The organism is Aurantibrevibacter litoralis (assembly GCF_034651555.1).
GTDB classification, from domain to species: Bacteria; Bacteroidota; Bacteroidia; order Flavobacteriales; family Flavobacteriaceae; genus Aurantibrevibacter; species Aurantibrevibacter litoralis.
The window spans coordinates 309,880-323,338 of record NZ_JAYEEQ010000002.1 but is presented as its reverse complement, the minus strand read 5'-3'; the positions used below and the strand labels follow the sequence as shown (position 1 = coordinate 323,338).

The following is a 13,459-nucleotide window of genomic DNA, read 5'->3' as shown; positions in this document are numbered from 1 at the left end:
ATGAAGCAGCTAGTAAGAATTTTTATTTTGGCAATGGTCTTAGCATCCTGCAAAGGCACCAACAAAAATGCACAAGTAGCCTCGGCAAGGGTAATTTACCTAAGTAGTGAAGCTAGAAACACAGTAACGTTGCGCAGCATGGATTTTGGCAACAATGAAGTAGAGGCAATATACAATGCGAAAAAACTTTCGTTCCAGAATATTTTCTTTCGTGGGGTGGCAAGTTCCCCCTTTAATGACCCATTAATTGGCATAGACGAACAAGCAGCGTATAAAACCCATAAAGAATACCTAACCGATTTTTATGAAAACAGAATGGAATCTTTTATTATACGCTCCAACGAAAGTGTCGAAAAAGTAAAAGGGGGTTCCCGGCAGGCCAATGTAACCCTTACCATAAATCTTAGGGCATTGAGAAAAGATCTCGAGGATAAAAAAGTAATTAGAAAATTCGGACTATGAAATTAAAATATGTAGTATTCGCAAGTGCATTTGTACTGTGTTGCTTTCAAAAATCGTTTGGGCAGAAAGATTGTGATGTCTTAACTGTTCAACCTAGCGTTATGGTTTTGCCTAGGACTAATGAAGGCGAGGATTTACGCACCATAATGGATGACCAACCCGAAGTTAGAGTAGCCATTTCAAAAATGAAGCAGGCCTTTGATGAACGCGGGTATACCACCTTGGACTTCGAAACAACGCTAAAAGCCACGATGAGAGATGAGGCTGTCACAAAGGACAATCAGACCGAATTCAAGAACAGACTATTTAGGAATATTCCTTCTGACATTATCGTGGAAATAGACCCCATTTTTAATTTTTCTCCAAATGGGAATAACGCAACAATTATATTGGAAGCCAATATAACCGATAATGGCCAGTCTATGGCCAGTGTTAGCATGGTCGGAAACCTAAACCGGGCAACGGACAAGATCATGTTGCTTACCGCAACCATGCGTAAGGAAACCGAAAGTGATAATAAACCCACAAATTCAATTTATGTGAATAGGAATGCCAAAGAGCCAAAGCTCATAGATGTTTTTATGGCAACTATGAACGGTAAATGGAGCGAAATGAGAGAAAAGGGCAAGTCGGTAAAAATGGAGTTTAGCCTAGCAGAAAACGCAGGGATCACCATGGATGATGATGTGCCAAAACAGGGAGAAAAGTTAAAGTACGTCATTGAGGACTGGCTAGAAGATACAGCACTGAACAATTATTATGTGGTCACTTTTGTTACCGAAACCAAATTGATGGTAGAAGACTATCGCTATCCGGTGCGCGACCCCAAGAACTGTTCCAACATGACGGCTCGGAAAGTGGAACGCGAGCTGGATCGATTTTTCGACAAAATAAATGTCCCTGTTAAGTTTGATAATAGCCGCGGCACCATTTACATCACAATCCAATAAATACGTAATCATGACAAATAAAATATGCCTATTCACACTACTTCTCGTAACAGGAGTTTTTGGTCTCCAAGCCCAAAATGAAAATGAAGACGATCTAAACATCTCCGTAGTTGTTCCGGTACAAATGAATGGCCTTACAAGTGGCCAAACTTCCAAGCTTCATTCCAGAATGCTCAGAATGGTAAGCAATTACGGTATTTCGGGAGAAGGGTATACCGAAAAATTCATTATGTACCCCAAGTACGAAATATATGACCATAAAGTGGTGGAAGGTCTTCGAAACGTTCATTTGATAGAGGTAGAACTGAGCCTGATCGTTAAAGAAGTAAAAACCGGAAAGGTCTATAGTGTATACAGTCAGGAAATCACCGGCGATGGGTATTCCAAGAACGAAGCAATCGATCAAAGCATATCCCAAATAAAAACGAAAGGAGATGCCATAGAAAACTTTTTGCAAAGCGCAAAAACCAAGATTTTGGACTACTATCGTTCCAATTGCGACAGGTTGTACAGCGAGGCAGATACGATGATCAGCCAAAAAAGATATAGCGAAGCCATTGCTCTTTTATATCCGGTACCCAAGGAAGTTGGCGGCGATTGCTATGAAAAGATCCAAAGAAAACTGGATGAAGCATACAAGGGATATCTTAACAAAACCTGCGAAAAAAATCTGGTGATGGCAAAGGCCGAAATATCCAAGAACAATAATGAAACCGCCCTGGAAATATTGGCTTCAATAGAGACCGAGTCCAACTGCCATACATCAGCCCAACAGTTAAAGGCCAAAATAGTAGCCAAGACTAAAAACAATGAAGATGCCGGAGAGAACGAAAGCTCCCAGAGTGAAATTTCTGCTTCTACCGAGAATGACAAAACGGAAGAAATAGAAGATACACAAAAGGCAGAGGTAGTAGAAACGAAGGAAACATCGACAGCTCAAAAAAGAACGAAAATGAAATCGATAGCCCAAACAGAGTTTAAACGATCACGACATCAAATGGAAATTGAGAGAGCTATGGAAGAGGGTTGATTTAGTTAACTCGTTGCCTCACGTTTATTCTTTAAGGTAAAGCACAACACACTGAGAAGTTTACTACAACAATCAAAATCCACTTGGTTACACCGCTTTCTGTATTACTTCAAAAACCTTGCTGCCGTCGCACTTCAAGGTTTTGGACGGGTATTTTAAAATAAGGGCATAATCGTGGGTGGCCATAAGAATGGTGCGCCCGGTTTTGTTTATTTCCTGCAGCACCTTCATCACTTCCACACTGGTCTGTGGATCCAGATTTCCGGTGGGCTCATCGGCCAAAATCAGTTCCGGATCGTTTAGCAAAGCCCGAGCAATGGCAATGCGTTGTTGCTCGCCACCGGAAAGTTCATGCGGAAATTTAAAGCCTTTGGTGCTCATACCTACCTTGTTTAGCACTTCTTCAATTTTAGTGGCCATTTTGTTGTGATCTTTCCAGCCGGTAGCCTTTAATACAAAAAGGAGGTTGTTGTTTACGTTTCTATCGGGTAAAAGATTAAAATCCTGAAATACAATGCCCAATTTACGCCGTAAAAACGGAATATCTTTTTCTTGAAGTGTTTTCAGGTTAAAGTCCACCACTTTTCCCGATCCTTCTCGCAGGGGAAGATCCCCGTAGAGCAACTTCATTAAGCTACTCTTGCCGCTGCCGGTGCGCCCAATAAGGTACACAAATTCGCCTTTTTTAATCTCGAGCGTTACCTCGTTAAGTACCATATTATCCGTTTGGAAAACGGCGACATCCTTTAATTGCAAAATGCTTTCGTTCATGATTTTTGTTGTTGATATAAAAGTAATAAGTCCTACCGAATAATACCCCTCCGGTTCTTAAAATCTTTTTTCTTTGTCATATACTTAGAGGTAATATTGACCGTTATACCACTGAAAATAGTTTTAGAACACTATGGTTAAAAAAGTAAGCACAGTACTCCCCTTGCTACTTGGGGTGATTTGGATGAGCATTTCGCAAGAATCCAAAATCTACACACACGATCAAAAAGAATATCAGGAAGCATTGGCACTGTACCATAACAAACAGTACCAGGCAGCGCAAACTATTTTTAACAGGGTTAAAGCCTCTGCGCTCGACATGGAGACCCAAGCTAGTAGTGCCTATTATGCAGCTAATGCGGCTATACGACTTAATCAATTAGGAGCAGACAAGGCCATGGAAGATTTTGTGGCGCAATACCCCACATCTACCAAAAGAAATTCGGCATTTTTAGATGTAGCCGATTATTATTTTGATACCGGAAAGTATCCTTATGCCTTAAAGTGGTATGCCAAGGTAGATCAAAGTGCGATGTCGCGTCCGGAGAAAGAGCGTTTTAATTTTAATAATGGGTATGCACTTTACACGGCAAACAAGCCAAAAGAAGCAGAACGCTACCTTAATCAGGTTTCAAATTCTACAACCTATGGGTCACAGGCCAAGTATTATCTGGGCTATATAGCCTACCAACAAGACGATTATGAGGGGGCCAACCAACGCTTCGATCAAATCACGGATCCGGATTTACTCAATGAAAAACTGTCGTACTATCAGGCCGATATGAACTTTAAATTAGGCAATTTTGAAGAAGCCATAAGCTTAGCAAAAAGGCAATTGCCCAAAGCAGACCGGCAAGAGGTTTCTGAACTAAATAAGATTATAGGCGAAAGTTATTTCAATCTAAAGCAATACGCCAACGCCATTCCATACTTAGAAGAATATAAGGGTAAAAAGGGAAAATGGAGCAATACAGATTATTATTTGTTAGGCTACTGTTATTACCAACAAGGCGATTATGCCAATGCCATTCAGCAGTTTAACAAAATTATTGGAGGCACCAACAGTGTATCTCAAAATGCGTATTACCATTTGGCGGAATGTTATTTAAAACTAGATAAAAAGCAGGAAGCCTTAAATGCCTTTCGCAATGCCTCTCAAATGGATTTTACTCCGGAAATACAATCCGATGCCTATCTTAATTACGCTCGGTTGAGTTATGAAATAGGCAATGCTTACGAACCCGTTCCTCAGGTGTTATCCACGTATCTTCAGAAATACCCGAATACCACGTATACTACAGAAATTCAGGAGCTTTTGGTAGATTCTTATATTACGTCAAAGAATTTTGAGGGTGCCATAACCTTGCTGGAGAAAAACAGAAATTTTGCCAGTAAAACCACCTATCAGAAGGTGACCTTTTACCGGGGTGTAGAATTATTTTTGGACACCAATTATGATGCGGCAGTGAGCTTGTTCAAAAAATCAATTGACAGTGGCGGAGAGGATCTCCACTTTAAGGCACGTGCCAGCTATTGGAAGGCGGAAGCACACTATCGAATGGGGTACTATAATGATGCATTAGCAGATTATCTTCAATTTCAACAAAATCTAACGGCCAAAGCAACTACCGAATACATGGATCTGCATTACAATTTGGCCTATACGTACTTCAAATTAAAGGATTACAATAATGCCATTACTAATTTTAATGCATTTTCTTCTTCAGCATCCAGGGATACCGATAAATTACACGATGCCTACCTGCGGTTGGGCGATAGTTATTTTGTGACAAGTGCATACTGGCCGGCTATGGAAGCCTATAACAAAGCGTTAGCTTTGGAAGGACCGGAAAAAGATTATGCCACTTTTCAAAAAGCATTGAGTTACGGTTTTGTAGATCGGAATGCTACAAAGATTGAAGAGTTAAGCGCTTTTGTGGCCAAATACCCTAATTCTTCTTTAAATGACGACGCCTTGTTCGAGCTTGGAAATACGCAGATTAGAACCAATGCGATAGACCAAGGCTTGCAGACCTACGAGAAGCTGATTAACAACTACAAAGGGAGTTCATTGGTACCCCAAGCCATGCTACGGCAAGGGCTGGTGCATTACAACGCCAATAGAAGCGAACAGGCACTTTCAAAATTTAAAACGGTGGTGCGCGATTATCCCAACTCACAAGAAGCAAAACAGGGCGTGGCTACGGCCAAATTAATTTATGTGGATTTAGGTCGGGTAAGCGAGTATGCGGAGTGGGTGCGAAATTTAGATTTTGTAGAAGTGTCTGATGCCGAACTGGACAATGCCACCTTCGAATCTGCCGATAAACAATTTATAGAAGGAAAGACGGCTGCGGCTATCCGTGGATATGAAGACTACCTAAAACAGTTTCCCAATGGTTTGCACGTATTACAGGCAAATTTTAATTTGGCACAATTGCATTTTGGTGCCGGTGAGCGTGAAAAGGCACTTCCGTTATACAAAGCGGTAGCTGATAGGGGTATTAACGAACACAGCGAACAAGCCCTAACCCGAATTTGTGAAATTTATATCCATCAGAATAACTATGCCCCAGCCCTACCGTACTTGAAGGAATTGGAAGCTAGGGCGGAAATTACGCAAAATATAACCTTTGCGCAGTCCAATCTTATGAAAGGGTTTTACGAGCAAAAGAATTACACCCAAACCATAGCCTATGCCGAAAAAGTATTGGCTACCGCAAAGATAGACGACAGGATTAAAAGCGATGCCCATACCATGATTGCCAGATCGGCTATAAAAACAAACAACGAACAGCGCGCCAAAACAGCCTACAGTGAGGTGCTTAAAATAGCTTCCGGTGCGCTGGCAGCAGAGGCTTGGTACTACGATGCTTTTTTTAAGAACAAAGCAGGAAATCATGAAGCTTCCAATACTTCGGTACAAAAGTTAGCCAAGGATTTTGCGGGCTACAAAGAGTGGGGTGGAAAAGGTTTGGTACTGATGGCTAAGAATTTTTATGCCTTGGGAGATGCTTTTCAGGCCACGTATATCCTAGAAAGTGTGATGACCAATTTTACTCAATATCCGGAGATTGTAGATGATGCTTCAGCAGAACTTGCCCGAATAAAAGCGAAAGAGGCACAAAGCAATTCGTCGGTTACTCCCGAACAAAACTAAAATAAAAGCGACAAAAGAACACCTATGTACAAACATATTTATATATTTATAATACTTTTTTTTGGTGCAGCACTGTGGACTACGGCTCAAGAAAAGAACGATTTGGGAACCGAGACCGTTACCGTCACTAAGGCCTATACTCCCACAATTTCCGATGCTTTTAAAATTAATTCACTACCCAATCTCAACGATTCTATAGTTCTTCAAAAAAAAGAAATTAATTACAGTATTTTCTCCGTACCTGTCGCTTCCACGTTTACCCCGGCCAAGGGTAAGGCAACTGGCGTAAAGAAGGCGGCACCCGAAAAATTGTTTAATTCCTATGCTTCCTTGGGCTTGGGAAATTTTAACAATGCCCTAGCCGATTTTTATACCAGTAGGGCCTTGAGCAGAGAGGAAACGTTAGATATTGGTCTAAATCATAATTCTTCCAGTGGCGATATCGATGGCACGGCGCTGGACAATGTATATTATAATACCAAATTAAATGCGACATACGCTAAAAAAAGCAGGGATCTTCATTGGGGTGCCCATCTGGGTTTTCAGCATCGCCTGTACAATTGGTACGGTATTCCGGATGGGGCGTTTAGCGATGATATCATAAACGGTATAGACGAACGGCAAAACTATTATAATGTAGAAGCCGGGGGGCACGTGGTTTTGGAAGATTCTTTTTTTAAAAATGCAGAAATTGTTGGACGGCGGTTTTGGGATGCTGCAGATTCGGGAGAAAACAGAGCGGTACTAAAAACTACCTTTGAATTTCCCATAAATCAGGAGATGATCACTTTGAAAGCCAAATTAGATTATGTGGGGGGCGATTTCACTTATGGTAACCTAAACTTTGATAATGCTTCCGGTATCAATTACAGTCATATACAGTTTGGAATCAATCCTAATTTCACTATTTTACAAGACGACCTTACACTGAATTTGGGCGTTGGCTTGGTGTACGGTTTAGACGCGGAAAATAGCGATGGCGATTTTTTTATCTATCCGGAGGTAACCGCCTCATACAGGTTGGTTGATGAAACGATCATTGGTTACGGTGGAGTTCAAGGCGAATTACGTCAAAATTCGTACTACGATTTTGTGGGTAAAAATCCGTTTGTGTCGCCAACCCTAGAGATACAACCTACCGATGCACAATATAATGCTTACGTTGGTGTAAAGGGCAAATTGGGCGCCAACGTAAGTTATAACCTCAAAGGATCCTATACTGCAGAAAATAGGAGACCTTTGTTTAAGCTAAATCCACAGAATTTATTTCGAAACGATGCCAAGGGTTATTTTTTTGGAAATTCCTTTGAAGTGTTTTACGACGATGTAAAAACCTTAGGTATTTTCGGGGAACTTACGGTAGCTATAAACCGTAATTTCTCTTTGGGAATGAATGCCGAAGTGTATGATTACGATACAGAAACGGATAATCCGGCATGGAATTTACCCAATTTGACGGCTTCTCTTTTTATGGATTACCAAATTGATGCGAATTGGTTTGTGGGTGCCAATCTATTTTTTGTGGGTGAACGAGATGATCTAGCTTCAGTGGTCATACAAAACGTGGCTCCATCCGACTTTCCCGCCACCTTAGTGACACTCGATAGCTATTTTGATGCAAACGCCCACGCAGGGTATAGACTTACCGAACAATGGTCGGTGTTTGTCAAGGCCAATAATATAGGCAATACCAACTACGAGCGCTTTGCCAATTATCCGGTACAAGGCTTTCAAATTCTAGGTGGGGTAACTCATAAATTCGATTTTTAACGAGTGCATCGTCGTTCTTTTAAACAGCGTTTGCTTTAGAAGGATCGTTGCGGATGTGGCTTTTGATGTCGGTATAAGTAGCTATTAAAAGAGTACCAATGCGTGTGGAAGCCTTAACCTACACGGACCATCATAATCGGAATGGCCATAAAAATTTAATCAGATTATAGAGGCAATTTAGCAAAGCTATTGGTACTTTTGCGTTTTCAAATGATGACCTACCTCAATCGATTTTCGTTTATAAATCCAGCTAAATTTCCTTTTTTTTATGGTTACGTTATTTTAGGGGTAGCCACTTTGGGTATTTGGGGAAGCATACCGGGGCAAACGATTGGGGTTTCTGTGTTTACAGATCCCGTAAAAGATGCCTTAGGGCTAACTCGAAACCAATTTAGCAACGCCTACATGATCGGTACTATTTTAAGTTCGTTGTTCATTGGCAGAGCAGGGGTGTGGTTCGATCGATACGGTGCGCGCTATGTAGCCTTTGCCGCCACTTTAGTGCTGGCGTTTACATTGTACCTGAGTTCGTGGTCTGTGCAATTAAGCGCCACTTTTCAGATTTGGTTAGAGCAGGAAACATGGGTGGTGCCCTTTGCGGTATTGACCCTTTTGTTTTTTTTGATGCGGTTTGCAGGTCAAGGTGTACTTACCATGGCTTCCAGAAACATTATTATGATTTGGTTCGACAAGAATAGGGGTAAGGCCAATATGTTTAGCAGTGTGGCACTTTCTTTCGGATTTTCGTCCGCTCCCCTTTGGTTATATTTTCTGGTAGAACGATACAGTTGGCAAGGGGCATGGCAATTTTTAGGCCTAGGCCTTGTGATTCTCAGTGTTGTTATTTTTCAATTTTATAAAAATGCACCCGAACTATATGGTTTGTTGCCTGATGGTATCACGCATGGCGCCACCAAGGAAGATAAAAATTATTTTAAAGCGATATCCAAACAGTACTCCCTGAAGGAGGCCAAAACCACAAGAGCTTTTTGGGTGTATGCCCTTATGCTTTCATTCAACAGTTTTTTTATTACCGGCTTTACCTTCCATGTCATTTCTATTTTTGGTAGTGAAGGATTTCCGGAAACAGATGCGATTTCTGTATTCTTGCCATTCTCTGTAGTTGCGGTCACTATATCGTCTATTTTTAATTACCTTAGTGATTATATGTCCTTAAAATTATATCTCTATTTAATGCTATTTGGAGGTGTAATGGCCTCTCTAGGTCTCCTATTTCTTTCCGTGCCCGTTGGTATGTATATGGTTATCGGCGGTTTTGGTATTATGGGCGGATTTTTTGCTGTGCTAAACGCTATAGTATGGCCACGATTTTACGGTCGTACCCATTTAGGAGCCATAACAGGTAGGGTGATGTCATTTCTTATTTTGTCTAGTGCTTTGGCGCCTTCCCTATTTAGTTATTGTTTCAGTACCTTTGGAACCTACCATTTTATTGGCTATCTGGGACTGGTATTTCTTTTGTTTCTAGCTATAAGTGGAGGTAAGGCGAACAATCCGCAATAGGGATGTGGTGTACATTACATCAAAACACAGCTGCTAAATCGTCTCAGGGGAGACTTTAGTATCCTAGAATTCTTGAATTCCATTTTAATTTTATAATTTAGAATGCCATTGGCCAATGAAGCCCTTATGAATATGTCTTTTGGATGTAAAACGTAGGTGTCAATGCCTTGAAACGGGTTGAAATGATCAATATAAATCTTATATTTTCTAAGGTCGTGAAACATTAGATGAAGAAAGCAATACTCATAGCGTTGGTACTATTCGGATTTTTATCCTGCAAAGACCAGACCTCATCCCCTGTTACGAATATTGAAAGGGTTTTTGCGGAATATTATGATTTCAAAAAAGGAATTAATCCCATAGAAGCTACCAAAGCGGGTTTTACGACCTATAATGACACCATTGCCAATTATATATCAGATGACTATCAGCAATTTCTTCAAAAAAAGTACACCTATTTTTTGGAACAGCTATCTCATTTTGATGCCGTGGAGCTCACTTCGGCGCAACGGTTGAGTCTTAGGGTTATGCAGTGGGACTGCCAGGTTAAGTTGGAAGGTTTGTCCAACGAGCTGGTCACTATAGCATCTCCCATGTACGATTTACCCAGTTTTGAACTTATGCCACTCATACAGATACAATCCCTGCATCTATTTGTTGCTCAGTTGGCTGGAGGTACAAGCATACAGCCATTTGCCACAGTACAGGATTACGATAATTGGTTAGAGCGCCTTGAGGATTATCTCATTTTTTTAGACACCTGCATTGTGAAAATGAAGTTAGGTATAGATAGGAAGGTAGTGTTGCCTAAAGTGCTGGTGCTTAAAATGATTCCGCAGTTACAAGAGTTTATTCATATGCCTACTATGGAGCACTTGTTCTATAAACCGGTAACGGTAATGCCCGACTATTTTAGCTTGGAAGAGCGAGATCGTTTGCGCATGGCGTACGGTAATTTTATTACGAATAAATTGATACCGACTTATGCTAAATTAAATGATTTTTTGATCCATACCTATCTTCCCGTCTCTCGAGAAACATCTGGCATAGGCGCATTGCCCGGCGGAACAAAAACCTATGAGTATCTCATCCGATTACATACCACCAGTACGCTGTCGGCGGATGAAATTCACGAATTAGGCCAAAAGGAAGTAGCCCGAATTTCAAAAGAAATGGAAGAGGTAAAGCAGCAATTGGGATTTAACGGCACGCTTAAAGCCTTTTTTGACCATATCCGATCCAGTCCCGAACAGATGCCTTATACCAAAGCGGAGGAAGTTATTGAAAATTTTAATACGATCAGACGGCGTGTTGATATACACTTGGATGAGGTATTTAGGATGCGTCCAAAAACAGATTACGAGGTGCGTCGTACGGAGGCGTTTCGAGAAGCTTCTGCAAGTGCAGAATATGTGCCAGGTGCTAAAGATGCCTCCCGTTCCGGTATTTTTTATGTGCCAATTCCTAATGTGCGCGCCTACAATACGTTTCAAGATGAGGCACTTTTTCTTCACGAAGCTGTACCCGGACATCATTACCAATTGTCCTTACAACAAGAAAATAAAGAACTACCCGAATTTTTGCATCCGGAGAGCATGGGTGTTTTTGTAGAAGGATGGGCCTTGTATGCCGAATCTTTAGGGAAAGAACTTGGTCTTTATGAGGATCCTTATCAGTATTTTGGTATGCTGAGCATGGAAATGCACCGAGCTATACGTTTAGTGGTCGATACCGGTATGCATGCCAAGGGATGGACTAGGGAAGAGGCGATCCAATATTCCTTAGATCATGAGGCCGAATCGGAAGAAGGCATTATTGCCGAAATAGAGCGTTATATGGCTACTCCGGGTCAGGCATTGTCTTATAAAATTGGCCAATTAAAAATCAGAGGACTTCGAACCAAGGCAGAAAGGGAATTGGGAACGGCATTCGATGTTCGGGATTTTCATAGTCAAGTTTTAAATTCCGGAAGTTTGCCATTGATCCTTCTGGAAGAGAAAATAGACCAATGGATTCATTCTCAAAAATTAAAGTAGCTGTTTTTTAAAAATAATAGCTGTAAAAAGGATATTTTCAAATAAAAACCATAAAACAATAAAAACAAACATATGAAAACAGTCGTAACTTTTATCTGTGCTGCTTTGCTGCTAAACATTGCTGCAAACGCACGAAAATCAACAAATCTCATGCAGTATAATACCAGTACTATGCATTTTGTTGCGAATGAAAATGAGCTTATCGGGTATTGGAATTACACGGTAGACAACGCTCCTTATGAATACAGTAGGGGTGTTATGGTTATAGATAAATCTGATGGACGTTACAGTGTAGTGGTCCAATTAAATCAGGGTAGCATTCAAGGAGAAGATGTACAAGTGAAAGATAACGAAATAAGCTTTAAAGTGATTGTAGAAGGCACCACAGTTACGGTGACCTTAACAGCAGATAAGGATACGCTTTCCGGACAAAGCGTTTCTTCTGAGGGTACTATGACTATTAAAGGTGTTCGTGCTGTAATGCCGGAATAGGTACAAAAGAGACTCAAAGTATCGTATCCCAATGAAAAAACTGCTACTACCCGTTGCACTTATACTTTTTGGCTGTAAACAACCAAAACTAATGGCAGATTTGGTGGTTTATAATGCCAATATTTACACAGTAGATTCCATTTTTTCCAAAGCAGAGGCCTTTGCGGTGAAGGACGGTAAATTTGTTACAGTGGGTAACAACGCCGATATTTTGGCAACGTATGACGCAAAAAATAGGCTAGATGCCCACTAATATTATGCAAATTGAGGAGGCAGAAATCCCAAAAGTAACAGCAACTGCGGTATATCTATCCGGACAGAAAAAGGGGTAAAATACGTTTATGGGAACTTATTTAACCCTAGTATAACATCTCTTTTCGCCAATAAAAAGAATGGATGACAATATAGACAGAATAAAAGGTGTTTTTGAAAACGAAACCTAAATAAGAAAGCCGAAACAACAGGATTATGTCGTTTCGGCTTTCAAAATAAATTAATACTTATTTTTTTATTATAGCGCAGCTACAATGGGTACGGCAACTTTAACATCGCTCCATCCCATAAGCAAATGTATGGCACTGTCTACTTCTTGGTATCCGATACTGAAAGCTTCTATAGGAGTTTCGTTTTTACTCACAGAAGCAGTTACGCGAACCACGTCCGCAGAAGGATCGTAGGAGTAGGCACCCCATTGGTTCAGTTTTTTGTTCAAAATAACAGTCCATTCTTTCTCTGAGGGAATGGTAAACAAGGAATAAGACCCCGCTTTAATTGATTTTCCTCCAAAGGTTACATCCTTATAAAAGGTAATTTCAGAAGCCTCGTTGGCTCCGGTTCGCCAGACTTGACCATTTGGTGCCAGTTCGGATAAGGAACGTCCTTTTAATTGCGGTCTGCTGTAAATAACTTTCACCAACTTATTCGGAACTTGTCCGCTTGCGGGATAAGCAGCAATGTCTGCCGGGCTATTATCCAATCCACTAAATTGTGCCGAAACGGCGGTAGTGCATACGAGTGCAACAACCAAAGTACAAAGTGCTACTAATTTTTTCATTTTACTTTTTTTTCAGGTTTTAAGTATATTTTTTCAAAGCTACTAAGGATTTAAGCTTTGCATACATAAAAAGACGTTAAAATTAACATAACTTACAAAATGACTTCTTTTGTCATAGAAACAAAAAATTAAGTTTCATATTATAATTATATACTCCTTTTTTATATTAATATGTAGTTAATTGTCGTTTTATGTTTTATAATAGAAATA

The 13,459-nt window shown here is 40.5% G+C and carries 11 protein-coding genes; 9 read left to right on the top strand and 2 right to left on the bottom strand.

Annotated elements, in window-relative coordinates; all coding sequences use genetic code 11:
• The 3 genes from U1E44_RS03455 to U1E44_RS03445 are packed head-to-tail and all read left to right on the top strand — an operon-like array spanning nucleotide 1 to nucleotide 2,442.
• A complete protein-coding gene (locus tag U1E44_RS03455) occupies nucleotides 1-462 on the top strand; it encodes a hypothetical protein (protein ID WP_322929650.1) in 462 nt (153 codons plus the stop codon).
• Nucleotides 459-1,412, top strand: a complete 954-nt coding sequence (locus U1E44_RS03450) for a DUF6175 family protein (RefSeq protein ID WP_322929649.1) — start codon at nucleotides 459-461, stop codon at nucleotides 1,410-1,412. The genes U1E44_RS03455 and U1E44_RS03450 overlap by 4 nt, the downstream gene beginning before the upstream one ends.
• Before the next feature lie 10 nt (nucleotides 1,413-1,422).
• Nucleotides 1,423-2,442, top strand: a complete 1,020-nt coding sequence (locus U1E44_RS03445; RefSeq protein WP_322929648.1) for a hypothetical protein — start codon at nucleotides 1,423-1,425, stop codon at nucleotides 2,440-2,442.
• Nucleotides 2,443-2,529: 87 nt separating this feature from the next.
• Here the strand turns inward: U1E44_RS03445 and U1E44_RS03440 are convergent, their stop codons facing one another.
• Nucleotides 2,530-3,213, bottom strand: coding sequence for a cell division ATP-binding protein FtsE (locus U1E44_RS03440; protein WP_322929647.1), 684 nt, complete (start codon nucleotides 3,211-3,213; stop codon nucleotides 2,530-2,532).
• Nucleotides 3,214-3,346: 133 nt separating this feature from the next.
• On the opposite strand from U1E44_RS03440, the gene U1E44_RS03435 reads away from it, so the two are divergent.
• The 6 genes from U1E44_RS03435 (at nucleotide 3,347) to U1E44_RS03410 (ending at nucleotide 12,448) form a co-directional block, all read left to right on the top strand.
• Entirely contained in the window at nucleotides 3,347-6,373 is a 3,027-nt protein-coding gene (locus U1E44_RS03435) for a tetratricopeptide repeat protein (protein ID WP_322929646.1), read from the top strand.
• Nucleotides 6,374-6,397: 24 nt separating this feature from the next.
• Nucleotides 6,398-8,143, top strand: a complete 1,746-nt coding sequence (locus tag U1E44_RS03430) for a TonB-dependent receptor (RefSeq protein ID WP_322929645.1) — start codon at nucleotides 6,398-6,400, stop codon at nucleotides 8,141-8,143.
• Nucleotides 8,144-8,341: 198 nt separating this feature from the next.
• Nucleotides 8,342-9,667: an MFS transporter gene (locus tag U1E44_RS03425; RefSeq protein ID WP_322929644.1), complete on the top strand. Its 1,326-nt coding sequence runs from the start codon at nucleotides 8,342-8,344 to the stop codon at nucleotides 9,665-9,667.
• Between the two features lie 227 nt (nucleotides 9,668-9,894).
• Nucleotides 9,895-11,703: a DUF885 domain-containing protein gene (locus U1E44_RS03420; protein ID WP_322929643.1), complete on the top strand. Its 1,809-nt coding sequence runs from the start codon at nucleotides 9,895-9,897 to the stop codon at nucleotides 11,701-11,703.
• A 72-nt stretch (nucleotides 11,704-11,775) separates the two neighbouring features.
• A complete protein-coding gene (locus U1E44_RS03415; protein ID WP_322929642.1) occupies nucleotides 11,776-12,195 on the top strand; it encodes a hypothetical protein in 420 nt (139 codons plus the stop codon).
• Nucleotides 12,196-12,226: 31 nt separating this feature from the next.
• A complete protein-coding gene (locus U1E44_RS03410; RefSeq protein WP_322929641.1) occupies nucleotides 12,227-12,448 on the top strand; it encodes a hypothetical protein in 222 nt (73 codons plus the stop codon).
• Nucleotides 12,449-12,706: 258 nt separating this feature from the next.
• Here the strand turns inward: U1E44_RS03410 and U1E44_RS03405 are convergent, their stop codons facing one another.
• Nucleotides 12,707-13,249, bottom strand: coding sequence for a DUF2911 domain-containing protein (locus U1E44_RS03405; RefSeq protein ID WP_322929640.1), 543 nt, complete (start codon nucleotides 13,247-13,249; stop codon nucleotides 12,707-12,709).
• Between the last annotated feature and the right edge of the window lie 210 nt (nucleotides 13,250-13,459).

Bases quoted from the DNA above. Each gene is read 5' to 3' on its own strand.
- U1E44_RS03405 (WP_322929640.1), bottom strand. From the start codon at position 13,249: ATGAAAAAATTAGTAGCACTTTGTACTTTGGTTGTTGCACTCGTATGC.
- U1E44_RS03435 (WP_322929646.1), top strand. From the start codon at position 3,347: ATGGTTAAAAAAGTAAGCACAGTACTCCCCTTGCTACTTGGGGTGATT.
- U1E44_RS03415 (WP_322929642.1), top strand. From the start codon at position 11,776: ATGAAAACAGTCGTAACTTTTATCTGTGCTGCTTTGCTGCTAAACATT.
- U1E44_RS03410 (WP_322929641.1), top strand. From the start codon at position 12,227: ATGAAAAAACTGCTACTACCCGTTGCACTTATACTTTTTGGCTGTAAA.
- U1E44_RS03420 (WP_322929643.1), top strand. From the start codon at position 9,895: ATGAAGAAAGCAATACTCATAGCGTTGGTACTATTCGGATTTTTATCC.
- U1E44_RS03445 (WP_322929648.1), top strand. From the start codon at position 1,423: ATGACAAATAAAATATGCCTATTCACACTACTTCTCGTAACAGGAGTT.
- U1E44_RS03430 (WP_322929645.1), top strand. From the start codon at position 6,398: ATGTACAAACATATTTATATATTTATAATACTTTTTTTTGGTGCAGCA.
- U1E44_RS03455 (WP_322929650.1), top strand. From the start codon at position 1: ATGAAGCAGCTAGTAAGAATTTTTATTTTGGCAATGGTCTTAGCATCC.
- U1E44_RS03440 (WP_322929647.1), bottom strand. From the start codon at position 3,213: ATGAACGAAAGCATTTTGCAATTAAAGGATGTCGCCGTTTTCCAAACG.
- U1E44_RS03450 (WP_322929649.1), top strand. From the start codon at position 459: ATGAAATTAAAATATGTAGTATTCGCAAGTGCATTTGTACTGTGTTGC.